This window comes from Streptococcus sanguinis SK355 (assembly GCF_000212855.1).
Lineage (GTDB): Bacteria > Bacillota > Bacilli > Lactobacillales > Streptococcaceae > Streptococcus > Streptococcus sanguinis_A.
Genome location: NZ_GL890993.1, coordinates 797,598 through 823,204, shown reverse-complemented (window position 1 = coordinate 823,204; position 25,607 = coordinate 797,598). Strand labels below are relative to the sequence as shown.

The window sequence follows — 25,607 nt, the reverse complement described above, 5'->3', positions numbered from 1 at the left end:
TCCTATTCATCAAATTTTTTATGCAAATCAACAATCTCCTTTGCCAAATCAACAAAGGCGATACTGGTCATGAGATGATCCTGCCCATGCACCATAAATAAACTAAGTTCTGTCTTTTCTCCTTGTGCCTCCTTGCTCAGCATTTCAGCCTGAGCGTGATGGGCTTGCAGCAGGGCCTTTTGAGCCTGACTCAGCCTCTCCTGAGCTCGATTAAAGTCCTGCTTTTTAGCTGCAGCAATGGCTTCGATAGCACAAGACTTAGCCTCTCCGCCATACATAATGAGGGTCATAGCGACCTCTAAGGAATCTTTATTTTCCATAAGAATACCTACTTCATGAGCGACTCTGCCAGATCCAGGACCTTATCCCCCTTCATCATTCCGTAGTCCGTCATAGGGATAACATCCACCGGAATGCCTTTTGAAGCTAGTTTTTCCTGTAAATCCTCCAATAGATAGCGGACCTGAGGCCCCAGCAAAAGGACATCAACCTTTTTCTCGCTTAGATAGTCTTCTGCTTCTGATACTGGCACCGCAAATATCGTCGCAGCTAAACCTCGCTCCTCTGCAGCTTTCTGCATTTTATTGACCATGAGACTGGTGCTCATCCCAGCCGCACAGACTAACATAATCTGTTTTGTTTCCATCGGCATCCTCCTTTATGAATCTGACCTAGCCTGCAACGACGCTTGCTATTTATTTTCAATATATAAACAAAAATCCAAAAAAAGAATATTTTCAACCATGTTATTAATATTCTATAAAGATTATAACTATTTTTCTGTATTATGTCAACGCTTACATTTGAGATTTCTAGCTTTTTTTGATAGTATAGCAGCAGAGGAAATAAGATGACACGAACTAGAAAACAAAATGAGCTAAGGGCAACTGTCCTGGATCGGCTCTATGCCAAACGACCGATTTCCCGGATTGATATTTCAAAAGAAACTCAAATTACACCAGCCACGACCGGCAGCATCATCAATGAACTGATCAAGGAAGGCTTGGTACTGGAGCTGGGCGAGCTCAATGACGAGAGCGTAGGCCGCAAGAAAACCCTGCTAGACATTGCGCCTCATAGCCGCTACTATCTGGGCTTTGAGATTTCTGAAAAACAGCTAGCCATCGTCATTGCTGACAATACCGGTGAGATTGCAGAAAGCAGTATTCGGACTTATCAGGTCGAGGTGACCGGCGGCCCGTCTGACCAGGAAATCATCCGACTCATTCAAGATTTTCTGAAAAAGAACAGCCAATACTCTATCTCAGCGATTGCCCTCGGGCTGCCGGGGCATGTGAATCTCTCTGAGAGTGATTTTATCATTTCTAAAAATCCCCACTGGGGACAGATTAACCTGCGGACTATTCAAGAAGCCTTTGACCTCCCTGTCTACTTTGCCAATAAGTCCCACTGCCTGACACTGGCTGAACGCCTCTTTAGCTATCATCCTACAGACAGTAATTTTATCGTCTATCATGTCGCCAGAGGTATTCATTGCTCTTACATGTACAAGGGCAGCATTTACAGTCAGGATAATTATCTTATCGGGGAGGTGGGGCATACCGTCATCAATCCTGAAGGCGAGCGCTGTCCTTGTGGCAAGCACGGCTGCCTGCAGGTTTATGCCAGCGAGAGTGCTCTGATTGATAAAGCAGCTATCCTGTATCGGGCTTCCCAGACCTCGCTCTTAAAGACCCTTGTAGAGGACGTCAATGACATTGATTTAACAAGTCTGATGACCGCCTATCGCTTAGGAGATTTGGGCAGCATTGAGTTGATTCATACTGCCTGCCGCTATCTGGCCATTTCTATTTCCAACCTCTGCCAGCTTATTGATAGCGAAAGGATTTATCTGGACGGCCAAATATTCTCCTACCCGGTGATTGCCGAGCAGGTTCTGGCTCAGTTAGAGCAGAAAGCACCTCTCTTTCCCAAGCAAAAACAAGCAGAGATTGTCATTATCCCCTACTCTAAATACAGCATTGCCCGCTCTGCAGTCAGCCTCTGTGTTTATCATGAATTTTTAGATAAAAAAGGAAACCTATAAAGGCCGAGAAATCCATCTCGGTCTTTCTTTCACAAAAAAAGAGACAGGCTTTCTAGGAGCTTACCCCCTAAAAGTCTGTCTCATTTTACTATCTATTAATCGAACGTGAAATCATGGAAATGGTGTGGCGCTGTCCTCTGAGAGCCTTACTCATGGCAAAGATATTTTCCACCGGAGCCAGACAGCCGTAACCAGAATCCCCGATATGCTGGATATCTACACCGCAGATTTTGTTACGGATGGCCATTTGCTTGACGATATCCTCATCAGCACTCTCCTGGCTGGTACCGATAGCACTCATAACCAGAGCCCCCTTTTGATGGGCCAGTCGGACAATCTGCTTCAAGTCCTGCTCGTCAAAGCCAGGCACACTGCCGACTGCCGGTGCTAGGACAATATCAACACCAGCCTCGATAAATTGAGCGATTGCTTCTAGGTCTGCTACCGGCTCGTCCACACCTGAAGCATGCATTTTACCTGCAATCAGGAGGCCTGAAAAATTCTCCTTGACCACTCGAATGGTGTCGATAATAGCCTGATTGGTGACACCAGTCCCCGGATTACCCGTCAGACAGATAAAGTCAACGCCCAGCTCTTCTGCTCTCTGAATGGTTGCTAGACTAGCCTGACGCCCCTCATCGATGATCAGGCGCTCTCCCGCCATCTGGGCCTGACTATCCACCGGCTCTAGATTGATACCGATAGGACGACCAACCAAGCGGTGCAGCTCCTCAACAAAATCTTCCTTGGCATCCAGACCAGCCACAAAAGGCTGGAAGATATCAATCCCATTCAGCAGAATCAAGTCAGCACCAAAAGACCGAGCAATCTCTGCATTGGTCACATCACCGATATAAGATTCTTTGAAAGCTACGTTTTCAGACAGGATAACGCGGCCCTCACTGGCCTTGATGCTCTGTTTCAGCTCCGGCGCAGTCATACTTAAAATTTCTGAAGCATTTGAACTAATGAATCGTTTTACCATAAGAACATCTCTTTTCTTTATTATTCATTAATAAACACTTTGAAATCTATTCTATTTGGATATTTTGTTTATTTTTTGTTATCAACTACAGTATAGCACAAGTCTAGAAAAATGTAAACGCTTTAATTTTCTTTAACAAAATAGTCTGCTTTCACAAACAAAAGCAGACTCTTGAAATAAACTCGATTATTTTTGATTTGAGCAAGATTCGATAAGCGTCTTATCTCGACATCACCAGATGACCACCCGCTCTTCTGGGCTCCGCCACATGCCATCTCCCTCTTGGACATCAAAGGTTGTAAAGAAATCGTCAAAGTTAGGCAGCTGCACATTGGTCCGAAGCTTGGCTGGCGCATGGACATCGACGCTTGCCAAGAGCTTCATATATTCCTCCCGGCCCTTCATTCGCCAGATGCGGGCAAAGTTGGTAAAGAATTCCTCAGCAGAGAAATCCGCTTCTTTCTTGGCTGCTTCTAGGGCTGCTGCAATACCGCCCAGATCTGCCACATTTTCTGAAACGGTCAGCTTGCCATTGACCTTAGCACCATAAGAATCTTGCCCTTCGAACTGGTCAATGACCTTTTGAGTCCGTTCGGTAAAGGCTTGGTAGTCATGCTCCGTCCACCAGTTGTTGAGGCTGCCATTTTCATCAAAGGAAGCACCATTAGTATCAAAAGCATGGGAAATCTCATGGGCGATGACCGCTCCGATACCACCGTAATTTGCTGACGAGGACTGGTGCAGATCATAGAAAGGCGCCTGCAGGATAGCCGCTGGAAAGACAATCAGGTTTTTCTGCGGATTGTAGTAGGCATTGACCATGTGGGCTGGCATTCCCCATTCCTTGTAATCCACTGGTTGATTCCACTTGCTCCAGCTGTAAGCAATATCAATCTGGCTCAGCTTCTGAGCATTTTCAAAGAGAGTCAGCTTTTCATCCACGACCTTGCGAGAATAGCGCTCAGGAAGCTCGTCAGGATAACCAATATAAGGCTTGATGACATTGAGTTTGACAATAGCCTTGTCCCGAGTTTCTGGTGTCAGCCAGTCATTCTGAGCCAGGCGATTTTTATAAACTTCAATCATCGTCGCCACTTTCTGCTCCACATCAGCCTTGGCTTCTGGAGAGAACTTCTGACCGGCATACCAGAGACCAACAGCTTGATTAAAGGGACCTTGGGCCAGGTAAAATGCCGCTTTTTTCTTGTCCTGAGCCTGAGGAGTCCCTGATAGAGCACGATGATAAGCTCCTGCCAAGACACGGATGTCATCCGTTAGATAAGGTGTCGTATTGCGGACCGCAGACAGAATCAGCAGAGCATGGAGCTTGTCCCAGTTAGTGGCTGTATAGATATCCTTAGCTGCCTGCCAAAAACGCTCTTCCGGCACAATGACTTGGTCGGGTTCTTGACCGATCAACTTGGTGAAAATATCCGCCAGAGGCAACTCCGGTACCAAGGCTTTGAAATCTTCCCACTTATAAGGATGGTAGAGTTTTGCATACTCAGAGCTTTCTTCACTAGACAGAACATACTGGGCAAAAACAGCATCCAACTCCAAAACCTTATCCAAAAGATCCTTGATTGCCTCTTCAGCAAAGTCAAATTTTGCCAGCAAATCTTCCTGAGCCTTGCGCCATTTTGCAAGCAGGTCTTCCTTCTGTGGATGGTCCTCAGCATAGTAAGTCGTGTCTGGCAAAATCGTTCCCGGTCCATCTGCCCAGAGGACATTGATTCGGGCGTCCATAAAGTCAGGCGCCACACCAAAGGGGAAATAAGTCGGCTTACCAGCCAGCTCAAAATCTGCAATCTTAGAAGCATAGTCTTCAAAAGATGTTAGGTTGCGAATTTCATCAATGTAAGCACGCGCAGGCTCAATCCCTGCCGCTTCCCGCTTGTCATAATCCGCTGCTAAGCGATGGTAGGCAACAAAGTTCTGCAGAATGGCATCTTCTGGCACTCTATCTCCAGCCAGCCATTTGTCGGTCGTAGAGAGCATGAGGTCTTCAATTTCCTCAGCTAAGTCCATAAAGCCACCTGTAACTGGCTTATCATCGGGAATAACAGCTGTCTTAGCCCATTCGCCATTTATCGCATCATAAAAATCATCTTGCAGTCTTGTCATCTTTTTCTCGCTTTCATGCTTTTGATATAACCTTATCAAAATCTACTTGTTTTTTCAAACATTTCTTATATTAATTTTAGAGATTTATTAAAAATTAACTTGACTTAATTTTTGTTTTAATGTATATTAAAATCATAGAGGTGTATGAGATGATTACGATTAAAGATTTGACTGTCAGCTATCAGGGCCAGCTGGCATTAGACAAGGCAAACTTAAATATAAATGGCCCTACTATTACGGGAATTATCGGTCCAAACGGGGCTGGAAAATCCACCCTTATTAAAGGTTTATTGGGAATTGTCGACCACCAAGGCCAAGCTTTACTGGATGGTCAGCCTTTAGACAAAGAACTAAAACGAATTGCCTATGTAGAACAAAAAATTAATATTGACTATAACTTTCCTATCAAGGTAAAAGAGTGTGTTTCTCTTGGGCTTTACCCTAAGATTAAACTCTTCCAAAGATTAAAAACTTCTGACTGGGGCAAGGTCAAGCAGGCCTTGAAAATTGTTGGATTGGAAGATTTTGCTGAACGTCAAATCAGTCAGCTATCCGGTGGTCAATTCCAACGGGTTTTGATTGCGCGCTGCCTAGTACAAGAGGCGGAATATATTTTCCTTGATGAACCCTTTGTTGGCATTGATTCTGTCAGCGAAGAAATTATCATGGGGACTTTGCGACGTCTAAAAGAAGAAGGGAAGACCATTTTGATTGTGCACCATGATTTAAGCAAGGTGACGGCTTATTTCGATCAGGTGCTCCTGCTCAATAAGAGGGTCATTGCCTTTGGACCAACCGAGGCTACTTTCACTAAAGAGAATATGCAAAAAACTTATGGTGCCCAGCTCTTTATGAATGGAGGTGCCTAAGATGATTCAAGAATTTATTCAAGGATTGCATGACTTCCACTTTCTACAAAACGCTTTGATTACATCTATCGTTATTGGAGTTGTTGCTGGGGCTGTCGGCTGCTTTATTATACTGCGGGGGATGTCACTCATGGGGGATGCTATCTCTCATGCGGTTCTGCCCGGTGTGGCTCTGTCCTATATTCTAGGGATTAATTTTTTCATTGGAGCCATCACATTTGGACTTTTGGCCTCAATTATTATCACCTACATCAAGGGAAATTCTATTATCAAGAGTGACACAGCCATCGGGATAACTTTTTCTTCTTTCTTGGCTTTGGGAGTCATTTTGATTGGTGTTGCTAAAAGTTCTACCGACCTCTTCCATATCCTCTTTGGGAATATCTTGGCTGTACAGGATATTGATATGTGGATTAGTATCGGAGTAGCCCTTCTAGTTCTACTAGTTATCGCCATTTTCTTTAAACAGCTCCTAATTACATCATTTGATCCGCTGCTAGCTCAGGCTATGGGGATGAAGGTGAATTTCTATCACTATTTACTGATGATTCTCTTGACCTTGGTCTCTGTGACAGCTATGCAGAGCGTGGGAACCATTCTGATTGTCGCTCTCTTGATAACGCCGGCAGCAACGGCCTACCTCTATGCCAACAGTCTGAAAACTATGATTCTGCTGTCCTCGGGTTTAGGAGCTCTGGCTTCTGTGCTGGGACTCTTTATTGGCTATAGTTTTAATGTTGCTGCAGGATCCAGCATTGTCCTGACCTCAGCCCTCATCTTTCTCACCTCTTTCTTTATTGCCCCTAAGCAACGCTATTTAAAACTTAAAAACCGACCTAAACTAAAATAAAAATCAATGGAGGAATCCCATGAAAAAATTAGGTTTTTTATCCCTGCTTTTGCTAGCAGTCTGCACTCTCTTTGCCTGCTCCGGTCAGAAGAACGCGTCCAGTGACTCGTCCAAGCTCAAGGTTGTTGCGACCAACTCAATTATCGCTGATATTACCAAAAATATAGCTGGCGATAAGATTGACCTGCACAGCATTGTACCAGTCGGCAAAGACCCCCACGAATACGAGCCCCTGCCTGAAGATGTAAAAAAGACTTCTCAAGCAGACCTCATCTTCTACAATGGTATCAACCTAGAAACCGGCGGCAATGCTTGGTTTACCAAGTTGGTCAAAAATGCCAATAAGGAAGAAAACAAGGACTACTATGCTGTCAGCGATGGCGTTGACGTCATTTACCTAGAAGGGCAAAGTGAAAAAGGCAAGGAAGACCCCCATGCTTGGCTCAACTTGGAAAACGGCATTATCTATGCGCAAAACATTGCCAAACGTTTGATCGAAAAAGACCCTGACAATAAGGCCACTTACGAGAAAAATCTCAAAGCTTATGTGGAAAAATTGACTGCTTTGGACAAGGAAGCCAAGGAGAAATTTAACAATATTCCAGAAGAAAAGAAAATGATTGTGACAAGCGAAGGCTGCTTCAAGTACTTCTCTAAGGCCTACAACGTGCCATCAGCCTACATTTGGGAAATCAACACCGAGGAAGAAGGAACTCCAGATCAAATCAAAAGCTTAGTTGAAAAACTACGCAAGACCAAAGTGCCATCTCTCTTTGTCGAATCAAGTGTGGACGACCGTCCGATGAAGACTGTTTCTAAAGACACCAAGATCCCAATCCACGCTAAAATCTTTACTGACTCAATCGCTGATGAAGGAGAAGAAGGCGACAGCTACTACAGCATGATGAAATACAATCTGGATAAAATTTCTGAAGGATTGGCCAAATAACGATAAAAGGTTAGGAAGACAAAATCCTAACCTCTTTATTTTTGGAGAAGGAGCTCCACATGGAGTCGCTCTCAAATTTCCGGTCAAATTATTCGAAAAAAATCACTATTCGCTGTACAATGAAGCTATCAAACATGAATGGAGACTTCCTATGACAACTTTTCTCGGAAATCCTGTAACTTTTACTGGAAAGCAACTGCAAGTCGGCGACACAGCCCACGATTTTAGCTTGACAACCACTGACCTTTCAAAGAAAACTCTGGCTGATTTTGCTGGCAAAAAGAAAGTCCTGAGCATCATCCCATCTATCGATACTGGTGTATGCTCGACTCAGACTCGCCGTTTCAACCAAGAGCTCTCTGACTTGGACAATACCGTTGTTATCACGGTTTCAGTTGACTTGCCTTTTGCTCAAGGCAAGTGGTGTGCTGCTGAAGGCATTGAAAATGCTGTCATGCTCTCTGACTACTTCGACCATTCTTTCGGCCGTGACTATGCTGTCCTCATCAATGAATGGCACCTTTTAGCCCGCGCAGTTCTAGTTCTGGATGAAAATAACACTGTGACCTATGCTGAATATGTCGACAATATCAACACCGAGCCAGACTTTGAAGCAGCGATTGCTGCAGTTAAGAGTTTATAAGAGATAAAAATACGGACCTGCTAGTCCGTATTTTTTTGTGCGAAAAACTTCTTCCAAAACTGACGGAACCAAGCCCAGGAACGCAAGAGAAAGGATGGTCGATTCAGCAATTTCTTGAATCGAGCAATCTCTGCCTTTACCTGTTTATAAGCACTCTGCCCCTTTCGAGCATAAGGGCTCTTAGCCGAACGATAGCCCAGCGGACCACGATTATTCTGAGGTGATTTGAACTTGCGGCCGCCATTTTCTATGGCAAGCTTGCGAAAGCGAGGATCCCAGACTGCTGGCGTTTTGACATCGTAGCGAGTATGAGAAGCTTGATTGACCGGACGATTGCGCTCACCGTAGTTAAAGCTGGCGCCATTCACAATACCATTTTGGCTAGTCCCCTCTGGATCGATAATATTGAGAAAACGACCTGTCTGATCCAGAATAAACTCTGTATGAAAATCAATCAGGATTTTTATATTGGCCTGACTAACTTGATCATCCGGATAGATAGCTTGCTCTGACTTTTTATGAATATAGGCTTTATTGTGCAAGCGAGAGGATTCTTGAAAGCTATAAGGCAGCGCTGGAAAAGCCTTTAGATAGGAGGTAAAGGCTTCTGCATCTGTCATACCAGTCTGACGATAGTGATCTCTGACCCACTGGGCCTGCTGGCAGGAAATGATATAGCGAAACTGATGTAGCTGTCTCTTAAGCTTTTGATTGCCATCCCTTTGGCTAAAATCATCTGCCGGGAAAGCCTGGCGCAAGGTGCTTGAAAAAATCTTCCAAAAGCAATCATGCGGTGTTAGGTTTGGAGCAATCCGAGCCAGCAAAAAATCTGTCTCTGCCTTGTCCCCGCTCAACTCCTCAGGCATATTAACAAGATTCATAGCCAAAACCAGCAGCTCCTGAGCTCCTAACCTGCTGTTCTGAGCATCCTCAGCCAGCCAAAGCTCTTGAAAGAAGGGACTGCCAAAAAGCTGAGCCTCCTGCAGGTAATTTCTTTCTTCTGACACTGTTTTTCCTTGCCCGTTATTGAACCCTGCAAAAACTTGTTCCAGCGCTGACTGAGACCAACCGATTGATTGCAATTGCTGAAAGAGCTCTTCTTTCCCTTCTTTTGGATACATGGCTCCCCTCCTTTCTTTTTTCTATTATACCTACATAGAAAACCGCTCGTCAAGCAACGAGCGGTCTTCTTATTCACGAATTTCTTATCCTTTGATGGCAATAAAGGGTGATCCTTCTGTATTATCCGTCGGATCTACACTCTTGACTCCAAAGAGATAGTCTACGGGGTACCAGCCATTATTAGCTGCATTATAAGGGTCACGGACATAGGTTTTTCCATTGTCATAGCCTTTAAGAACCAGCTCATGAGTGACTGGATAATGGGCAAAGATGCTGGTACCAACGGCACCTAGGACATGATGCCCCTGCGAAAGTACTTCTTTGACTGCAGAAGCTGTAAACAGGGTCTCAGTCGTCAGATCCCAGTGCTGGGCAGCTCGGACAATACCACGGCTGCTAGTACCAAATCCATCTTTATTAAATTCATTGGTATTATTATATAGGTAATCCGCAACGGTTGTCGGAAGCACTTCTGTACCAGTAATACCAGAAATAACCATGGCTAGCGTTGTCGGCACGCATCCTGTCGCATCCATGCTGTAAGGACCATACTTCCTGCCACCCCAACGGCCATCGCGCTGGGAGTAATAAGGAGTATTGTAAACAGCTTTAGAGACCTGAGTGGTCGCAGCATCTACAGCGATGAGCTGACCATTGTCCTGCTTATAGTAAAGATGAATCTTGTACTCGCCGGTAGAAAGCTTATGGTCACTAGCTCGGACTGTGATCTTATAGGTGCCATTCGCCTGCCTTTGAGCTAAATACCACTTGACATCATCCTGATCCTTATCTGTGGACCAAGTTGGCAGATAGACTGCTTGAATTCCGCCTGGATTGGAGACATTTGTCACAACCACATCAAAAGTTCCTGTTCGAGCATTATTGTTTTGGATATTGATTTTTCCAGTCGCACGGATGTTTTCAGGTGCTACAGAAACCATCAGCTTCTCGCCACCTGCACCTTGCATCTGGCCATCCTCGTTCAAATAGTAAAGATGAACCTTGTACTCACCTACTGAAAACTTATGATCCTGAGCTCGGACATGCTTTTTATAGGTACCGTCAGCTTGGCGCTCAGCGATATACCACTGCACATCGTCTTGGTCATCCTTGCTGGACCAAGTCGGCAGATAAACAGACTTCAGACCGTCTGGGGCGACAATATCGGACACGACAATATCAAATTCACCTGTCTGTGGATTGTTGTTCTGAATGGCGATCTTGCCTTGAGGCTGCGCGCGAGTAACCACCGTCTTAGCTGAGCCTGCACCCTGCAGTTGGCCTGCATCATTCACAAAATAGAGGTGAACATTATACTCACCAAGAGAGTTCTTATGATTGCGGTAGCTGACATGCTTGAAATAGGTCCCATCAGCGCGTCTTTCGGCCGTGTACCACTGCACATCGTCTTGGTCGTTAGCGGTGGACCAGGTTGGAAGACTAACAGACTTCAGACCGTCTGGGGCGACAATATCGGACACGACAATATCAAATTCACCTGTCTGCGGGTTGTTATTCTGAATGGTGATTTTTCCCTGTGGCTTTTTGACCTCTGCTGCCGCCAAGGGGCGCTCTGTATCAGAAGCTGGTTGTGCTGGCTGATTAGAAGCATCATTTTTTTCTGAGTTCTCAACCACAGCAGGTTGATTTTCTGTCGAAGCTGCAGTATCACTTTTCGGCCGAGCATTTTCTACAGGATCAGAAGAAGTAGACTGAGCACTGGTATCGGAAGACGCAGGTACCTGACTAGCGTCAGGACTAACAGCCTCCGGTGCTGGTGCAGCCTTATCCATGCTTGACAGACTGGTTTCTGTCACAGTTGGAGTTGCAGCTGTGCTAGCTTGGTTCTCCACAGCCTGGCTGACAGCGACACTGTCAGCTGTCTGACTAGATGCTAGCTGATCTGCCTGCACTGCTCCACTTCCAAGAAAGGCCAGACCAGTCGCAATCGCTACTGAGACTGCTCCCAGACTGCATTTGCGAATACCAAAACGAGTAAACTTCTCTGCTCGAGACGCCATCATTCGCCTTTTTTTCATAATAGAATTCTCCTTTTGCAAAAAGTAAAAAGCAAGCCAAATTTTTGCAAACCAGCTAAAAATTTTTTACTTTTTTATTTTTTAAATCGTACGATTTGATTATATAATAATCGTAAAACGATTACAAGTAAATCAAGAAAATCCAAAGGCCAATGAAGGGCTTCTACACTGTATTCTTGCAGCGATTTTTGTTATACTAATGATAGAAAGTTCAGCGAGGATGCAAGATGACCCCAAATAAAGAAGACTATCTCAAGTGTATCTATGAGATTGGCAGCCGCCACAAAAAAATCACCAATAAAGAAATCGCCCAGCTCATGCAGGTTTCACCTCCGGCTGTGACGGAAATGATGAAAAAAATGCTGGCGGAAGAACTTCTGGTTAAGGATAAAAAAGCCGGCTACCTGCTGACTGATTTGGGGCTAAGGCTAGTTTCTGACCTCTACCGTAAGCACCGACTGATCGAGGTCTTTCTGGTCAACCATCTCGGCTACTCGACTGATGAAATCCATGAGGAAGCCGAAGTCCTAGAGCATACTGTTTCTGAGCGCTTCGTTGAGCGTCTAGATGCCATGCTCCAGTACCCCAAGACCTGTCCTCACGGAGGCACCATCCCAGCCAAGGGAGAGCTTCTGGACGAAGAAAACCAACTGACTCTGGAAGAGGCTTCTGCCCCTGGCGACTATATCATCAAACGGGTGCATGACGACTTTGACTTGCTCAAATACTTGGAAAAATACAATCTGCAAATCGGCCAAACCATCACCTTCATCCAATACGATTCTTTCGCTCAGGTCTATCTTCTCAAGACAGAAACCCAAGAAATCCAAATCAATCCTATGATTGCCCAGCAGATTTATGTAGAAAAACTATAAACAGAACCCAGTTCGGACTTTTTAGTCTAAACTGGGTTTTTATTGACAAAAATAAGATGTCAGATTATAATAAGTATGCTTACAAAACATCTAAAGGGAAAGCTAATGGAAAAATCGCAGTTTAACTCCATCTATAAGGATGAATACAAAAAATCAACCGGTCTGCTCTTTATCCGTACCTACCACAAGTGGCATGGGCTGATAAAAAACAAACTGAGAACGATTGATTTGACCCATCCCCAATTTGTCGTTCTGACCACTCTTGCAGCGATTCTGCGTCAGCAAGATTGGGTGAGTCAGACCGATATTGCCCGATTTTCTGACATGGATGTTATGACCGTATCCCAAATCATCCGCCTCTTGGTCAAGAAAGGTTTGATAATGCGGGAAGTCCATCCCAAGGACAGCCGCGCCAACATCATACTTCTAACGGATACGGGGCTGCAAAAGGTCAACCAAGCCCTTCCTCTGGTAGAAGGCATTGATCAGGCATTCTTTGGAAAATTAGAAGATAAAACAGAAATATTAAATAAACTCTTAATCAAACTGGAGGCAGAAAATGACTAGATTTTGGATTGGTGTCGTATCAAAAGAACATGTACTAAGAGGTGTAGAAGGTGGATTTTGCCAAGTCTGCCATGGAAAGAAAGCACCATTGAACCGAATGAAAAAGGGGGACTATCTTCTCTACTACAGCCCCAAGTATCGGTTAAATAGTCAAGAAAAGCTGCAAGCCTTTACAACAGTTGGCAAGATTCTAGATGACACTGCCTACCAAGTAGAGATGTTTGAAGGCTTTGTCCCATTTCGGCGAGACGTCAGCTACTACCAACCTGTCAGAGACTGCCCCATTGAGCAAGTCCGACAACATCCTCAGTGGCGCCAATATGCTTCTCAGATAAGATACGGACATTTTGAAGTTTCGAAAGACTTCTTCCTTTATGTTTTTGAGCAAATGAAACTGGACAGCCCTGCAAATCAGTAGAAACAGCTTTGTTTGACTTACACCGAACTCTTTGCCCACCTGTCATCAAATCTAAAGTTCCGATTCTCAAGGAAAAACGGAACTTTTTGATTTGCAGTAAAAATCTCAATTTATTAAATCAGCATAAATGCCGATAAACTACCCACAACTACATTTGCTAGGGCATGCATGATCCAGCTGGCTAAAATGGAGCCATCGGATTTCTTTTCATTGACAAAGCCCAGATAAGCCGCGATGCCACCCGTACACAAAATGATGAGCAGGATTTGATGCCAAGAGAGTATTGTTATAAACATCAGGCCATGGATCAGACCAAAAAGAGTAGCTTGTATGCTATTGGCCACTACAAAGGGTAAGCGGCTAGCCAATCTCTTTAAAAGAAAACCTCTGAATAGCAGTTCTTCTGGCAGAGCAGTTTGAAACAGACCATAAATCAGAATAGCTGGCAAGGCTTGAAAGCCGAGGCCTGAAAAGTTTGAAGTCGCTGTCTTAAGACTTTTTACAGTCGTATATAGTAGCAAAAACGAAAGGGACAGGAAAAATAGCGAACCCAACAAAATCCACAGCCAGATCTTCCGGCTGCCAGTATCTTTTAGCGGTTTTAAGCCAAGCCATTCTAAAAATGGACTTTTTCTTCTAGCCCTTATCAACCACCAAACAAAAGGAAGAAACGCAAACAAAGCAATTTGAATCAGAGCATTCAGTATCTGTTGAACTAGATATCCCATGGTAAGAGACTCCTTTCTTTTCTTTAATATGATTATACAAGACAAACTTCAAGAATTTATAAAGTAATTCTAAAATATTTCTAAAGAATGAAAGAAATCATAAACATAAACAAATCAACTATTATTGCCACTTTCACTTGCTTGATATACTTCTCATTTTTGGACTAAATGATGTCAAAAAAATCTTTAAAAACTTATCTCAAAATCTAAGAAAAGTTGCAGATAAAAATAAGGCCATGAGTTTAAAAAAATAGAAAACTGACAATGAGTTAAAGAAAGAAAAAAGTCCTAAAATTTTATCACACAAAGTCAAATTTTCAGCCTATCTATCCTAGATGATTTTCTTTTTAGTCCAATACTCCCAACTCCTGCTCATCCACTTCCTACCCCTCGGGGTCTTAATTTTACAGGCTCGAAACCATGCCAAAAGCTTTTTTCCTTCTTGCCAACCCGCTTACATTTTGCTAAAATAATGTCAAAAATTAGTAAGGAAAAATTATGCCACAACAACTTTTTAAAGAATTTGCCCAGCTAGATCAAGTGGAAGCTATTGTTCTCGGTGGCTCTCGTGCTGGACAGCATTTTGACAAAGACTCAGACTATGATGTTTATATCTACTTGACAGATTCCATTGCTCCCACGACCCGACGCGATATCCTCAGCAAGTACTGCTCCTACATGGAAATCGGCAATCAGTTTTGGGAACTAGAGGATGACTGTGTGCTGAAGAGCAAAATCGAAATTGAGCTCATTTACCGTACACTGGACAGCTTTGATAAAGACCTACAGACTGTAGTCCTAGACCACCAAGCCCAGAATGCCTATACCACCTGTATGTGGCACAATCTGCTCCACAGCAAAATCATCTACGACCGAAATGGTCGCTATGAAGCACTTCAGAACAAGTACAGACGTCCTTATCCAGCTAAGCTGAAAAAGAATATTATTAAGAAGCAGCTCCTCCTACTCGATCAAGCCATGCCAGCTTTCTCCAAACAAATAGAAAAAGCGCTCAAGCGTCAGGACTTGCTCAGTATCAATCACCGTAGCAGTGAATTTTTTGCTTCCTATTTTGACTTGCTCTTCGCCCTAAACGAACAGACTCACCCTGGAGAAAAGAGAATACTGGAGTTTGCAAAAACCAACTGCACGCTATTGCCTCAACATTTTGAAGAAAATATACAGACCTATTTTCAAAAACTCTACACAGAGCCCGCTGAAGCGAGAATGATTATCAATCAGCTAGTGGCGACCATCAAAGAAGCCATTCCTCAAGAAATTATTGATAGTTTTTAGAAATGCAACCTGAGGCCTCAGCCTCATTGCTGCAGAAGCTCAAAAAAAATAGAGAGTGGGACAGAAATCGGTAATTCGTTAGAATTCGATTTCGTCGTCCCACCTCCGCACAGTTGAGTAGGGCTGTAAAAGCTGATGAAATCAGCGTAGTAGAGCCCACTCAACCACTGCGTCTTGCTCGACAATCCAAAGACAATTGAGAGGCTAGGAATTTTGTCCCAGCCTCTTTTCATGCTTCTTGTCTTCTCACCGATTCTTCGTATCCAAGATAATGGTCACTGGACCATCATTAACTAGTTCCACCTGCATGTCTGCCCCAAAAATCCCCATCCGAGTCGGCACCTCCTGCTGCAAGGCAAGATTAAAGGCATCATAAAAATTGCTAGCCATCTCTGGCGGAGCAGCCTTGACAAAGGCTGGCCGATTACCCTTTTTGGTATCTGCATGCAGAGTGAACTGGGAAATTGACAAAATCTCTCCAGCAATGTCCTTGATAGACAGGTTCATCTTGCGCTCAACATCGGAAAAAATCCGCATATTGACAATCTTTCTGACTGCATAATCCATATCCTCCTGACTATCGTCAGGGCCTACGCCTACTAGGAGCAGGAGACCTTGTCCAATACTGCTGTGCAGCTGCTGGTCAATGCTGACCTGAGCACGTTTTACGCGCTGAATCACTATTTTCATATCTTTTCCTTTGATTTAACGGTAACTTATAGCTAGATAATGATTTCCGAAATAGATCAACCATTGGTCCGCTTGACCGAGTAGACCTCTGGCACGCTCTTGATCTTATCCACCACCGTCGTCAGCATGGACAGATTCGCAATGCCAAAAGAAACGTGGATATTAGCAAATTTCATATCCTTGGTCGGCTGGGCGTTGACTGTTGAGATATTCTTGGTGGTATTAGACAGAACTTGCAACACATCATTGAGGAGGCCAGAGCGGTTGAGACCGTAAATATCGATGTGGGCCGTATACTCTTTGGTCGTGTTGTTGTCTTCCCATTCCACATCAATAAGCCGCTGCTCGTAATTTTCCTGGGCCTTGAGATTCATGCAGTCCTGCCGGTGAATGGCTACACCACGTCCTTTGGTAATATAGCCAACAATATCATCACCCGGTACAGGGTTACAGCATTTGGCAATCCGGATGAGGAGACCAGACGCCCCCTGAATGACTACACCGCCTTCGTGCTTGACCTTGAGAGTGTCTTTTTTGTTTTCGACCTTGACTTCGCCGCCCTTGACCAATTCCTCCGCTTCTGCTCTGGCCTTGGCCCGTTCTTCCTCACGGCGCTCTTTTTCTGTCAAACGGTTGAAAATACTAATGGCACCAATCTCACCGAAGCCAATCGCCGCAAAAAGCGCCTCTTCAGTCTTATAACTGGTCTTCTGCAGCACTTCTTCCATGTGCTTCTTGTCCATGTACTTATTAGCTACATAGCCATGCTCCTGGAATTGAGCCTGCAAGAGCTCCCGCCCTTTTGAGATAGACAGCTCCTTGTCTTGATTTTTAAAGAATTGACGGATTTTATTTCTGGCCTTGCTGGTCTTGACAATATTGAGCCAGTCGCGGCTCGGTCCGAAGGAGTTAGCGTTGGTGATGATTTCCACCTGATCACCTGTCCTAAGCTTGGTTGTCAGAGGCACCATGCGGCCATTGACCTTGGCTCCTGTGGCTTTCTCACCGACCTTGGTGTGGATCTCATAGGCAAAGTCAATCGGGCCCGAGTCCTTAGGCAGAGAGCGCACTGCTCCATCTGGTGTGAAGACGTAGATTTCCTCAGCCAGATAGCTCTCCTTGACCGAGTCAACGAAGTCCTTGGCATCGTTAGACTGGTCCTGCAGCTCCATCAGCTCCTTGATCCAGTTCATCCCGATGGCTGATTCTTTGCTGTCTACCTGTCCTTTAACACCTTTTTTATAAGCCCAGTGAGCCGCAACCCCATACTCAGCGACCTCATGCATTTCCTTGGTCCGAATCTGAAACTCAATCGGACCCTTGGGTCCATAAACGGTCGTATGGATAGACTGGTAGCCATTGGCCTTGCGGTTGGCAATATAATCCTTGAACCGCCCTGGCATAGGACGCCAAAGCTCATGAATATAGCCCAGCATGGCATAAACATCACTTTGAGTATCCAAGATACAGCGAATAGCAATCAGATCATAAATCTCATCAAAACGCTTCTTCTTGTCCTGCATCTTGCGATAGATCGAGTAGATATGCTTGGGCCGGCCATAAATCTTACCGTGCAGATTGCGCTCGCCAGCATAGGTCTCAATCTTCTGAACTACCTCTTCTACCAGAGCTTCACGCTCCCGACGCTTCTCCTTCATCATGTGGGAAATTTTGTAAAATTCCACTTCATTAAGATAACGGAAAGACAAATCCTCCAGTTCCCACTTGACACTGGAAATCCCCAGGCGGTGAGCCAAGGGTGCGTAGATTTCCATTGTTTCTCGGGAAATCCGCTCCTGCTTATCCTTGCGCAGGTGCTTGAGCGTCCGCATATTGTGGAGACGGTCTGCCAGCTTGACCAAAATAACCCGGATATCCTCCGACATGGCCATGAGCATCTTGCGATGGTTTTCCGCCAGCTGCTCCTCGTGGGATTTGTACTTGACCTTACCCAGCTTGGTAACGCCATCAACAATCACGCGCACATCCGTCCCAAACTCTCTTTCCAAATCATCCAGCGTCGCACGGGTATCCTCTACCACATCATGGAGAAAACCGCAGGCAACCGTTACTGCATCTAGCTTGAGCGTGGCCAAAATCCCTGCCACCTGAATAGGATGCACAATATAAGGCTCACCTGACCTGCGAAACTGCCCACTGTGACAGTCAATCGCATAGATCAAAGCTTTCTGTATAAAGGCCACATCCTCCGCAGCCAGATATTTTCTCGTAAGGGCCAATACCTGATCGCCCGTCAAATTCACTTCTTTTGGCATCTCGTCTCTCCAATTCCTGCCTACTATTTTATCACTTTTAACCCAATATGAAAACCTAGAAGACGGTTCATATAAAAACCCGCCTTAAACGGGCGGGTTGTGGTGAAGAAAGTGATGAACTTCTTCTTTGATAAATTGACAATAAGCGTAGACAAGGTAGCAAGTAGATGTCACACCTAAAAGGGCGACAAACAACTCAAATAAGGCAGACATAGTCATGGCGAACCTCCTCTCCTTATCAGGCAAAATGCAGATACGCTTCCCAGCTTAGGCAGTCTGATTTTTTCCGTTTTATTTTCCTTTCCGACTTACCCAAGTGAGCTCATCACTATTATACCAAAATACGAAAACGGATACAAGACAGTGAAGCAGTGGCTCTAAATAATGATTTTATCAAAGTAGATAACATGCTAAATTTGAAGTATCAAAAGTAGAAATACCAATGTTAGCAAATTTTTCCACCATTTTATCTCCTCTTAATTTGACACGGTTTCTCTAAATGAATAAACATTGTCGTAGTTGACAGTTACTGAATAATAGTAATAATCGTCGTTTCGGTTTGAGCTTCCAAAACCTAAAGTTGCTTGTTCTCTTTCGTTTTTGTGAAAATACTGATTGATAGTTTGATTTTGAACCGAATAATCAATATCAAACGCCCCGTTGTTGCCATTATAATTTTTGGATTTCATAGATAAAGAAGATAGAAAAGACTGATTAATCGTAAACTTTTGAAATAAAAATCCATTAAAAGGCCATAATTCTTTCGCTTTGACCTCATCAGAAAAGATAAATTTCCCATCTATATAATCAACTCTTATTGTTTCTTCTGGTTTTTCAGTAATATCATCAGAAGCCCGTGTCTTGGTTAGCACTCCAGAAATTGTGTGATTGCTACTATCCCCTTGTAAAGTTATTTCGATAAGATAAGTCCCACGTTTGATATACACTTGCTCTACTTTAAACCCATCCGGAAATTGCTTAAACAAATCAAATAGATTTTCAGTGGGATAGACGCGACTCACTTCAGCTACCTGATTCTCAATCCAATCTCGGCTGCTCCTCTTTTCTCCACATCCTATTAATCCTATCATCACTCCCCCTAAAAGTAATATTTTGAGAAAAATCCGCTTTTTCATGATATTCTCCTTGTTTATTATACTTAATAAAGTACTTATTTCAGTCACTGTATAGTGTACCATAATTTTTTAAAACTCTATTTTATTCTACCTCCATCCGATTATTCACTTATCCGCTGATGTCTTCATTCAGCATTTTCAAACCAATATTAGAAATTATGAAAGCTCTAAACTGGAAATTTCTTCTTGATGAGAGCGTTTTAATATAGTATAATATAAGTCCGAAATTCATTTTAACAAAGGAGATATTATGTCCAAATCATCCCTTCAAAAAACGGTTGCGCTTTTGAGCGCAGCTGCACTTGCGGCAACTGTAAATGCTGTTCAGGCTGATGAGAATACTCCAGCAGTCACTGCTAATCCTGCTCCAGTAGAAAGCAGCGCAGCGGAAACAAAACCAACGACTGCTGCAAGTCCTACTGAAGCTACTGCGACAAAAGAGAGCACGGATCCTAGCTCTGCTATTTCCCCAGAAAATGCCAGTGGAAATACTGATGCTCTGATGGCTATGGCTCGAAATGTAGCGGCTACTGAGGATACTAAGCCCGTGGAGGGACAGACTGTTGATGTGCGTATCTTGGCAACGACCGACCTCCATACCAACTTGGTCAACTACGACTACTATCAGGACAAGCCAGTGGAGACCTTGGGACTGGCTAAAACAGCAGTTCTGATTGAAAAGGCCAAGAAAGAAAATCCAAACGTCCTCTTGGTAGATAATGGCGACACCATCCAAGGAACGCCGCTTGGAACTTACAAGGCCATTGTGGATCCTGTGGAGAAAGGCGAGCAGCACCCTATGTACGCTGCCCTGCAAGCTCTGGGCTTTGAAGCTGGTACGCTAGGCAACCATGAGTTCAACTACGGTCTGGACTATCTGAACCGCGTAATTGAGACAGCAGGCATGCCTCTTGTCAATGCCAATGTGCTAGATCCAGCGACTGGTAAATTCATTTATCAGCCTTACAAAATCATCGAAAAAACCTTTACGGATACTCAGGGCCGCTTGACGACTGTCAAGATTGGTGTCACTGGTATTGTCCCGCCACAAATCCTCAACTGGGATAAGGCAAACCTAGAAGGAAAAGTAGTCGTTCGCGATTCTGTTGAGGCTATTCGAGATATTATTCCTGAGATGCGCAAGGCAGGTGCAGATATCACTTTAGTGCTTTCTCACTCTGGTATCGGAGATGACAAGTATGAAAAAGGCGAGGAAAATGAAGGCTATCAAATCGCTAGCTTGCCAGGTGTGGATGCTGTTGTAACCGGCCACTCCCACGCAGAATTTCCAAGCGGAAACGGAACTGGCTTCTACGAAAAATATCCTGGCGTAGACGGTGTCAACGGGAAAATCAATGGCACTCCAGTAACTATGGCTGGAAAATACGGCGACCATCTGGGCGTCATCGACCTCAAGCTAAACTATACCGACGGCAAATGGAAAGTCACTGACAGCAAAGGCTCCATCCGCAAGGTGGAGACCAAGTCTAATGTAGCAGATCAGCGCGTCATTGACATTGCCAAAGAATCTCACGAAGGTACTATCAACTACGTCCGCCAGCAAGTCGGCACCACGACTGCACCGATTACCAGCTACTTCGCTCTGGTCAAGGACGATCCATCCGTTCAGATCGTCAACAATGCCCAGCTTTGGTATGCTAAGCAAGAGCTGGCTGGCACGCCTGAAGCCAACCTTCCTATTCTGTCTGCAGCAGCGCCTTTCAAGGCAGGAACCCGTGGGGATGCAACGGCCTATACAGACATTCCAGCTGGTCCTATTGCCATCAAGAATGTAGCAGATCTCTATCTCTATGACAATGTGACTGCTATCCTCAAGGTCAACGGTGCCCAGCTCAAAGAATGGTTGGAAATGTCAGCTGGCCAATTCAATACCATTGACCCAAACAATAGCCAACCGCAAAATCTGGTCAATACTGACTACCGGACTTATAACTTTGATGTTATCGACGGTGTTACCTATGAGTTTGACATCACCCAGCCTAACAAATACGACCGCGAAGGCAAACTAGCAAACCCAAATGCCAGCCGGGTCCGTAATCTGAAATACCAAGGCAAGGAGATTGACCCTAATCAGGAATTTATCGTCGTGACCAACAACTACCGGTCTAACGGTAACTTCCCTGGTGTTCGAGAAGCCAGCCTCAACCGTCTGCTCAATCTGGAAAACCGCCAAGCCATCATCAACTATATCTTGGCTGTCAAAAATATCAATCCAAGTGCAGATCAAAACTGGCATTTCGCTGATACCATTAAGGGACTGGACCTGCGCTTCCTGACAGCTGATAAGGCCAAGAACTTGATTGGTACTGACGGAGACATCGTCTATCTAGCAGCTTCTACCCAAGAAGGATTCGGCGAATACAAATTCGTCTACGTCGCTCCGAAAACAGAAGCGGTGCCTATCGAGCAGCCAAGCTCTCCGACTATCTCAGTCGAAGCAGCCAACCTGCAGCATAGCAGAGTAGACTTCCCTGTCTTGACTGCTGTTGACCCTAGCACAAACAAGCAAGCGTCTCACAGACAGACAGGAGTACAAAGCCTCCCAGCAACCGGAGAAAAGACGTCATCGCTCGGACTCTTGGGACTTGTCATGACTGGACTTGCAGGAATCTTCGCCTTCAAAAAACGAGAAAGACAATAATTAAAAAATCAGCAGCCACTTTGGCTGCTGATTTTATTTTTCAAAGACTATCATTTCCCAACTCCAACAAAACGCTGACTGCTGTCAAGGCATAGAGCGGAGCTGTTTCAGCACGCAGAATACGTGGGCCTAGACCTGCTGATACAGCCCCTGCTTGGCCAAAGGCTACTATTTCATCTGGCGATAGACCTCCCTCCGGTCCGAAGATAAAGAGTACTTTTGCGCCGGATTCCAAGCCTGACAGAGCCCGAACTAGAGCTGCAGTTTCTCCTTCTTTGGCTGATTCTTCATAGGCCACGATGATGCGGTCAAAGTCTGCCAAGGCCGCTAGAAAATCTGCCTTTTTATCAAAGAGCCGCACCTCTGGAATTAGATTGCGCTTGCTCTGCTCTGCTGCTCCCTGGGCAATTTTTTCCAGTTTTTCACTCTTTTTAGCCAGCTTTTTGCCATCCCACTTGGCCACCGACCAGTCCGCTGGGAAAGCCCAGAGAGCACAAGCACCTAGCTCCGTTACCTTCTGGGTGATAAACTCTAACTTATCGCCCTTGGGAAAACCCGATGCAATGGTCACTTGAACCGGCAGCTCGGTATTGTCTGCTAGCTCCTCCAAGATTTCCAAACTCTGCTGGCTGGGGTCCAATACCTGAACCAGCCGTTTCACGCCATCATCAAAGACTAATGTGACTTGGTCGCCCGCTTTGAGCCGCATGACTGAAAACATGTGTTTGGCCGTGTCCTTATCCGTGACCACCAGAGGGGACTGAGGACTTCCTTTTATAAAATACTGCTGCATCTAACCACCTATCACGCCTGAAATGTCCTGCGTTTTCTTAAAGACACAGGCATTCCATTCGCCCTGAATCATATGCGTTTCTAGGAAAAATCCTGCCGCTTCCGCAGACTCGCGCACCATTTCCCACTTCTCAGAAATAATCCCACTCATAATCAGATAGCCCTCATCCTTGACCAAACGATAGGCATCCTCAGTCAGATGGATGAGAATATCGGCCAAGATATTTGCAACAATAACATCCGCCTCGATTTCTACGCCTCGGAGAAGATCTCCTGGCGCTACATGAATGTTCTCCATACCTGGATTGAGCTCAATATTTTCCTGCGCCACGCGAACAGCTACCTCGTCCAAGTCATAGGCATAGATATCCTTGGCTCCCAAGAGAGAGCTGGCAATGGAGAGAACGCCACTTCCTGTGCCTACATCCAGCACCGTTTCACCGCCCCGCAAGACCTGCTCCAACGCAAAGAGGCTCATCTTGGTCGTCGGGTGAGTGCCCGTACCAAAGGCCATGCCAGGATCCAGCTTGATAATCTTCTCACCAGCTGTCGCCTCATAGTCCGTCCATGAGGGCACAATGGTCAAGTCATGGGTGATACGAGCCGGCTCAAAGTACTTCTTCCAATTGTCCGCCCAATCTTCCTCAGCCAGTTCCTGCCGAGTCAGCTGAATATCTCCCGTCTCCAAGCCGAAGCCATCCAGCTCAGCCAGACGCTCATTGGCCTGGGCTGCAACAGCCTCTATATCCACCGAATTCGGATAATAGCCGATAATCCGGACCCGCTCATTCTGCTCAACTTCTGGAAAAAGCTCACCGTACTGGTCGGCCTGTCCCAGATAATCTGCGCTGTCATCAATAGCCACACCCTGACTGCCCAGCTCAATCAGAATATTTGAGGCCGCTTCCTCCGCCTCACGCTTCACTTCAATCGTTAATTCCTGCCAAGTGTCCATGTTTAAAATACCAAGCCCGTATAACACAAAGCCAAAATAGGAAATTCTCTGACGACGCTTGCGTCTAAGAGAACCTTATCTTTTTAGCACAGTGTTTAGGGCGGGTTCAGTTTAGAAATTTAACTGAACAATCCTTTCTTTGTTTATTTCATTGTCTTCGTCATGTAAACCATATCCATGCCCTCTTTTTCAGGCTCCGTATGGGTCTGATGATAGCCGTTTTTCTCATAAAAAGCTACCATACCTTTATCTTGGAAAACCGTGCACAAATCCCATTGCATAACGGTGGAGAATTTCTCCTCTATCAGACCAAGCCCCTCAGAGCCATATCCTTTGTTCTGGTACTGCGGCAAAATCGCCACTGTCCCAATCCAGCCTGCTGTCTGTTCGTCATTTGTATTCAAGCGTATAAAACCAAGAATCTTCTCGGCGTCTTTAACAAAATAATAAAAACTATTGGGCCGCTCAACTAGCTTCCAGCGAATCCGCTCTCGCTCCTCCAGATAGGGGTCGTATTGATCCTGATATTTCTCATAAACAGCCTTAAAACTCGCTCGCTGAATGGCAATAATGGTCTCTAAATCCTCTGCTCCTGCTCGCTCAATATGAATCATGCTCGCACCTCCAAATAATCTCTCAACCTGGCCTGCAACTGCGGAATAACCTTTTTATCTGATAAGAACTGGCTCACATCCATCATCTGATAAGTCTGACCCTCATCACCAAAGGCAATACTGGCAAAATCTTCCTGAGTGATGGTTCCCGCCATAAAAATAGAGGTTTTGTCTGAATCAAGCATTCCTTGATATTCCTTAACCCAGACAATAGCAGCTTCTTCAAGCTTCAAACCAAGCTCTTCGAAAACCTCTCTTTGAACACATTCGAAAGGTGTTTCCTCGGCCTCGCGGCCACCGCCCGGCAACTCCCACATATTGGGCCAAGGAATGGTTGAAATATCATCTCGCAAGATAGTCAGCAACTTGTCATCACAGAGCAAGGCAATCTTGCAGCCAGAAAATTCCATCTGTTTGTGCAGTAAATCTAGTCCTTCTGCATTTGCCATAAGCGCCTCCTAATACCTCGGATATGAATAGAAATCCGTCTCAATCACATCTACTCTGCCATTTTCAAAAGCCTCAGCATTCCAAGCCATCTCAAACTCTGCTGCCTCTGGATCCGCTAAGAAGTCCATGAGTGCATCGAGACCAGACTCAGCTGTTTGGGTTAGAAAATCCACGAAATAAGCAAGAAACTCCCGTGACAGCCCCTTTTTAGGCTCATAGGGCAGGGCTGCCAGATAGTCCTCAGCCTCAAAACGAGACTTAATTGGATTATAGAAAAGCACGGCTTCCTCAAAGTAAATATCCTCAGCCGAGGCATTGCCCTCAGCATCAACGGTCTCAATCCCGCCTGGATTTTGAACCTCAAGGAGAAAGGCTACTTCCACTGCGTGATTTTTCTTATCCCAGTTTATCTCATAGTCAAAAGGAAAGCTCTTCCCCATTTCCTCGTCCAATATCTCCAAAAAACCGTACTTAGCCATGATTTCCTCTTTTCATTGTGATAAAATATTACTATCTACAA

General features: G+C 44.9%; 26 protein-coding genes. 10 read left to right on the top strand and 16 right to left on the bottom strand.

All coding sequences use genetic code 11. The features are described 5' to 3' along the window. Positions 1-2: 2 nt before the first annotated feature. Both HMPREF9389_RS07190 and HMPREF9389_RS07195 read right to left on the bottom strand, forming a co-directional pair. Positions 3-320 carry a PTS lactose/cellobiose transporter subunit IIA gene (locus HMPREF9389_RS07190; RefSeq protein ID WP_002929039.1) on the bottom strand — a complete coding sequence of 106 codons (318 nt, stop codon included), beginning with the start codon at positions 318-320 and terminating at the stop codon, positions 3-5. A gap of 8 nt (positions 321-328) precedes the next feature. Continuing rightward, positions 329-646 (bottom strand): PTS sugar transporter subunit IIB, encoded by a 318-nt coding sequence (locus HMPREF9389_RS07195; protein WP_004188921.1) that lies wholly within the window; start codon positions 644-646, stop codon positions 329-331. A gap of 204 nt (positions 647-850) precedes the next feature. Here HMPREF9389_RS07195 and HMPREF9389_RS07200 point away from each other — a divergent pair, with 204 nt between their 5' ends. Then, positions 851-2,047, top strand: coding sequence for an ROK family protein (locus HMPREF9389_RS07200; RefSeq protein WP_002929037.1), 1,197 nt, complete (start codon positions 851-853; stop codon positions 2,045-2,047). Between the two features lie 88 nt (positions 2,048-2,135). Here the strand turns inward: HMPREF9389_RS07200 and HMPREF9389_RS07205 are convergent, their stop codons facing one another. Both HMPREF9389_RS07205 and HMPREF9389_RS07210 read right to left on the bottom strand, forming a co-directional pair. Next, positions 2,136-3,032, bottom strand: coding sequence for a PEP phosphonomutase (locus HMPREF9389_RS07205; protein ID WP_002903651.1), 897 nt, complete (start codon positions 3,030-3,032; stop codon positions 2,136-2,138). Positions 3,033-3,263: 231 nt separating this feature from the next. Next, positions 3,264-5,156: a M13 family metallopeptidase gene (locus HMPREF9389_RS07210; protein ID WP_002929032.1), complete on the bottom strand. Its 1,893-nt coding sequence runs from the start codon at positions 5,154-5,156 to the stop codon at positions 3,264-3,266. Positions 5,157-5,305: 149 nt separating this feature from the next. Here HMPREF9389_RS07210 and HMPREF9389_RS07215 point away from each other — a divergent pair, with 149 nt between their 5' ends. The 4 genes from HMPREF9389_RS07215 to tpx all read left to right on the top strand — a co-directional run bounded on the left by HMPREF9389_RS07215 (position 5,306) and on the right by tpx (position 8,467). Beyond that, positions 5,306-6,025: a metal ABC transporter ATP-binding protein gene (locus HMPREF9389_RS07215; protein ID WP_032906333.1), complete on the top strand. Its 720-nt coding sequence runs from the start codon at positions 5,306-5,308 to the stop codon at positions 6,023-6,025. A 1-nt stretch (position 6,026) separates the two neighbouring features. Then, positions 6,027-6,875: a metal ABC transporter permease subunit gene (locus HMPREF9389_RS07220; protein ID WP_032906330.1), complete on the top strand. Its 849-nt coding sequence runs from the start codon at positions 6,027-6,029 to the stop codon at positions 6,873-6,875. 19 nt (positions 6,876-6,894) lie between these two features. After that, positions 6,895-7,824, top strand: a complete 930-nt coding sequence (ssaB, locus tag HMPREF9389_RS07225) for a metal ABC transporter substrate-binding lipoprotein/adhesin SsaB (RefSeq protein WP_002929029.1) — start codon at positions 6,895-6,897, stop codon at positions 7,822-7,824. Between the two features lie 151 nt (positions 7,825-7,975). Beyond that, positions 7,976-8,467 (top strand): thiol peroxidase, encoded by a 492-nt coding sequence (tpx, locus tag HMPREF9389_RS07230; protein ID WP_002929028.1) that lies wholly within the window; start codon positions 7,976-7,978, stop codon positions 8,465-8,467. 20 nt (positions 8,468-8,487) lie between these two features. Here tpx and HMPREF9389_RS07235 read toward each other — a convergent pair whose 3' ends face one another. Both HMPREF9389_RS07235 and HMPREF9389_RS0111260 read right to left on the bottom strand, forming a co-directional pair. Further along, positions 8,488-9,588, bottom strand: a complete 1,101-nt coding sequence (locus HMPREF9389_RS07235; protein ID WP_002929025.1) for a DUF3114 domain-containing protein — start codon at positions 9,586-9,588, stop codon at positions 8,488-8,490. Between the two features lie 84 nt (positions 9,589-9,672). Next, positions 9,673-11,628: a GBS Bsp-like repeat-containing protein gene (locus HMPREF9389_RS0111260; protein ID WP_032906328.1), complete on the bottom strand. Its 1,956-nt coding sequence runs from the start codon at positions 11,626-11,628 to the stop codon at positions 9,673-9,675. Positions 11,629-11,855: 227 nt separating this feature from the next. On the opposite strand from HMPREF9389_RS0111260, the gene HMPREF9389_RS07240 reads away from it, so the two are divergent. The 3 genes from HMPREF9389_RS07240 (at position 11,856) to HMPREF9389_RS07250 (ending at position 13,488) form a co-directional block, all read left to right on the top strand. Further along, positions 11,856-12,503 carry a metal-dependent transcriptional regulator gene (locus HMPREF9389_RS07240; protein ID WP_002929022.1) on the top strand — a complete coding sequence of 216 codons (648 nt, stop codon included), beginning with the start codon at positions 11,856-11,858 and terminating at the stop codon, positions 12,501-12,503. A 105-nt stretch (positions 12,504-12,608) separates the two neighbouring features. After that, positions 12,609-13,070 carry a MarR family winged helix-turn-helix transcriptional regulator gene (locus tag HMPREF9389_RS07245; protein ID WP_032906325.1) on the top strand — a complete coding sequence of 154 codons (462 nt, stop codon included), beginning with the start codon at positions 12,609-12,611 and terminating at the stop codon, positions 13,068-13,070. Further along, positions 13,063-13,488 carry an EVE domain-containing protein gene (locus HMPREF9389_RS07250; RefSeq protein ID WP_002929013.1) on the top strand — a complete coding sequence of 142 codons (426 nt, stop codon included), beginning with the start codon at positions 13,063-13,065 and terminating at the stop codon, positions 13,486-13,488. Before HMPREF9389_RS07245 ends, HMPREF9389_RS07250 begins: the two co-directional genes overlap by 8 nt. A gap of 113 nt (positions 13,489-13,601) precedes the next feature. Here the strand turns inward: HMPREF9389_RS07250 and HMPREF9389_RS07255 are convergent, their stop codons facing one another. After that, on the bottom strand, positions 13,602-14,216 hold the full coding sequence (locus HMPREF9389_RS07255; RefSeq protein ID WP_002929011.1) for a CPBP family intramembrane glutamic endopeptidase: 615 nt from the start codon (positions 14,214-14,216) through the stop codon (positions 13,602-13,604). Between the two features lie 498 nt (positions 14,217-14,714). Here HMPREF9389_RS07255 and HMPREF9389_RS07260 point away from each other — a divergent pair, with 498 nt between their 5' ends. Further along, positions 14,715-15,512 (top strand): DUF4037 domain-containing protein, encoded by a 798-nt coding sequence (locus HMPREF9389_RS07260; RefSeq protein ID WP_002929009.1) that lies wholly within the window; start codon positions 14,715-14,717, stop codon positions 15,510-15,512. A 246-nt stretch (positions 15,513-15,758) separates the two neighbouring features. Here the strand turns inward: HMPREF9389_RS07260 and dtd are convergent, their stop codons facing one another. The 4 genes from dtd to HMPREF9389_RS07275 form a co-directional block, all read right to left on the bottom strand. Further along, a complete protein-coding gene (dtd, locus tag HMPREF9389_RS07265; protein WP_002929008.1) occupies positions 15,759-16,202 on the bottom strand; it encodes a D-aminoacyl-tRNA deacylase in 444 nt (147 codons plus the stop codon). A 56-nt stretch (positions 16,203-16,258) separates the two neighbouring features. After that, positions 16,259-18,478, bottom strand: a complete 2,220-nt coding sequence (locus tag HMPREF9389_RS07270; RefSeq protein ID WP_002928999.1) for a RelA/SpoT family protein — start codon at positions 18,476-18,478, stop codon at positions 16,259-16,261. 84 nt (positions 18,479-18,562) lie between these two features. After that, positions 18,563-18,691: a hypothetical protein gene (locus tag HMPREF9389_RS12305; RefSeq protein WP_255297029.1), complete on the bottom strand. Its 129-nt coding sequence runs from the start codon at positions 18,689-18,691 to the stop codon at positions 18,563-18,565. A 263-nt stretch (positions 18,692-18,954) separates the two neighbouring features. Further along, positions 18,955-19,614, bottom strand: coding sequence for a hypothetical protein (locus HMPREF9389_RS07275; RefSeq protein WP_032906321.1), 660 nt, complete (start codon positions 19,612-19,614; stop codon positions 18,955-18,957). Between the two features lie 250 nt (positions 19,615-19,864). On the opposite strand from HMPREF9389_RS07275, the gene HMPREF9389_RS07280 reads away from it, so the two are divergent. Next, on the top strand, positions 19,865-22,276 hold the full coding sequence (locus HMPREF9389_RS07280) for a bifunctional 2',3'-cyclic-nucleotide 2'-phosphodiesterase/3'-nucleotidase (protein WP_002928991.1): 2,412 nt from the start codon (positions 19,865-19,867) through the stop codon (positions 22,274-22,276). Between the two features lie 40 nt (positions 22,277-22,316). Here the strand turns inward: HMPREF9389_RS07280 and HMPREF9389_RS07285 are convergent, their stop codons facing one another. From HMPREF9389_RS07285 to HMPREF9389_RS07305, 5 genes are all read right to left on the bottom strand, one after another. After that, a complete protein-coding gene (locus HMPREF9389_RS07285; RefSeq protein ID WP_002928988.1) occupies positions 22,317-23,069 on the bottom strand; it encodes a 16S rRNA (uracil(1498)-N(3))-methyltransferase in 753 nt (250 codons plus the stop codon). Next, positions 23,070-24,023 carry a 50S ribosomal protein L11 methyltransferase gene (prmA, locus tag HMPREF9389_RS07290; RefSeq protein ID WP_002928987.1) on the bottom strand — a complete coding sequence of 318 codons (954 nt, stop codon included), beginning with the start codon at positions 24,021-24,023 and terminating at the stop codon, positions 23,070-23,072. A gap of 143 nt (positions 24,024-24,166) precedes the next feature. After that, positions 24,167-24,637, bottom strand: a complete 471-nt coding sequence (locus HMPREF9389_RS07295; RefSeq protein WP_002928986.1) for a GNAT family N-acetyltransferase — start codon at positions 24,635-24,637, stop codon at positions 24,167-24,169. Next, positions 24,634-25,086 carry an NUDIX hydrolase gene (locus HMPREF9389_RS07300; protein WP_002928985.1) on the bottom strand — a complete coding sequence of 151 codons (453 nt, stop codon included), beginning with the start codon at positions 25,084-25,086 and terminating at the stop codon, positions 24,634-24,636. Before HMPREF9389_RS07300 ends, HMPREF9389_RS07295 begins: the two co-directional genes overlap by 4 nt. Before the next feature lie 9 nt (positions 25,087-25,095). After that, positions 25,096-25,566 (bottom strand): DUF3013 family protein, encoded by a 471-nt coding sequence (locus HMPREF9389_RS07305; protein ID WP_002928984.1) that lies wholly within the window; start codon positions 25,564-25,566, stop codon positions 25,096-25,098. Positions 25,567-25,607: the final 41 nt, after the last annotated feature.

Bases quoted from the DNA above. Each gene is read 5' to 3' on its own strand.
- HMPREF9389_RS07285 (WP_002928988.1), bottom strand. From the start codon at position 23,069: ATGCAGCAGTATTTTATAAAAGGAAGTCCTCAGTCCCCTCTGGTGGTC.
- HMPREF9389_RS07190 (WP_002929039.1), bottom strand. From the start codon at position 320: ATGGAAAATAAAGATTCCTTAGAGGTCGCTATGACCCTCATTATGTAT.
- HMPREF9389_RS07280 (WP_002928991.1), top strand. From the start codon at position 19,865: ATGTCCAAATCATCCCTTCAAAAAACGGTTGCGCTTTTGAGCGCAGCT.
- HMPREF9389_RS0111260 (WP_032906328.1), bottom strand. From the start codon at position 11,628: ATGAAAAAAAGGCGAATGATGGCGTCTCGAGCAGAGAAGTTTACTCGT.
- HMPREF9389_RS07300 (WP_002928985.1), bottom strand. From the start codon at position 25,086: ATGGCAAATGCAGAAGGACTAGATTTACTGCACAAACAGATGGAATTT.
- HMPREF9389_RS07245 (WP_032906325.1), top strand. From the start codon at position 12,609: ATGGAAAAATCGCAGTTTAACTCCATCTATAAGGATGAATACAAAAAA.
- HMPREF9389_RS07250 (WP_002929013.1), top strand. From the start codon at position 13,063: ATGACTAGATTTTGGATTGGTGTCGTATCAAAAGAACATGTACTAAGA.
- ssaB (WP_002929029.1), top strand. From the start codon at position 6,895: ATGAAAAAATTAGGTTTTTTATCCCTGCTTTTGCTAGCAGTCTGCACT.
- HMPREF9389_RS07205 (WP_002903651.1), bottom strand. From the start codon at position 3,032: ATGGTAAAACGATTCATTAGTTCAAATGCTTCAGAAATTTTAAGTATG.
- dtd (WP_002929008.1), bottom strand. From the start codon at position 16,202: ATGAAAATAGTGATTCAGCGCGTAAAACGTGCTCAGGTCAGCATTGAC.
- HMPREF9389_RS07210 (WP_002929032.1), bottom strand. From the start codon at position 5,156: ATGACAAGACTGCAAGATGATTTTTATGATGCGATAAATGGCGAATGG.
- HMPREF9389_RS07270 (WP_002928999.1), bottom strand. From the start codon at position 18,478: ATGCCAAAAGAAGTGAATTTGACGGGCGATCAGGTATTGGCCCTTACG.
- HMPREF9389_RS07260 (WP_002929009.1), top strand. From the start codon at position 14,715: ATGCCACAACAACTTTTTAAAGAATTTGCCCAGCTAGATCAAGTGGAA.
- HMPREF9389_RS07275 (WP_032906321.1), bottom strand. From the start codon at position 19,614: ATGAAAAAGCGGATTTTTCTCAAAATATTACTTTTAGGGGGAGTGATG.
- HMPREF9389_RS12305 (WP_255297029.1), bottom strand. From the start codon at position 18,691: ATGTCTGCCTTATTTGAGTTGTTTGTCGCCCTTTTAGGTGTGACATCT.
- HMPREF9389_RS07220 (WP_032906330.1), top strand. From the start codon at position 6,027: ATGATTCAAGAATTTATTCAAGGATTGCATGACTTCCACTTTCTACAA.
- HMPREF9389_RS07255 (WP_002929011.1), bottom strand. From the start codon at position 14,216: ATGGGATATCTAGTTCAACAGATACTGAATGCTCTGATTCAAATTGCT.
- HMPREF9389_RS07240 (WP_002929022.1), top strand. From the start codon at position 11,856: ATGACCCCAAATAAAGAAGACTATCTCAAGTGTATCTATGAGATTGGC.
- HMPREF9389_RS07305 (WP_002928984.1), bottom strand. From the start codon at position 25,566: ATGGCTAAGTACGGTTTTTTGGAGATATTGGACGAGGAAATGGGGAAG.
- HMPREF9389_RS07200 (WP_002929037.1), top strand. From the start codon at position 851: ATGACACGAACTAGAAAACAAAATGAGCTAAGGGCAACTGTCCTGGAT.
- HMPREF9389_RS07195 (WP_004188921.1), bottom strand. From the start codon at position 646: ATGGAAACAAAACAGATTATGTTAGTCTGTGCGGCTGGGATGAGCACC.
- HMPREF9389_RS07215 (WP_032906333.1), top strand. From the start codon at position 5,306: ATGATTACGATTAAAGATTTGACTGTCAGCTATCAGGGCCAGCTGGCA.
- HMPREF9389_RS07235 (WP_002929025.1), bottom strand. From the start codon at position 9,588: ATGTATCCAAAAGAAGGGAAAGAAGAGCTCTTTCAGCAATTGCAATCA.
- tpx (WP_002929028.1), top strand. From the start codon at position 7,976: ATGACAACTTTTCTCGGAAATCCTGTAACTTTTACTGGAAAGCAACTG.
- prmA (WP_002928987.1), bottom strand. From the start codon at position 24,023: ATGGACACTTGGCAGGAATTAACGATTGAAGTGAAGCGTGAGGCGGAG.
- HMPREF9389_RS07295 (WP_002928986.1), bottom strand. From the start codon at position 24,637: ATGATTCATATTGAGCGAGCAGGAGCAGAGGATTTAGAGACCATTATT.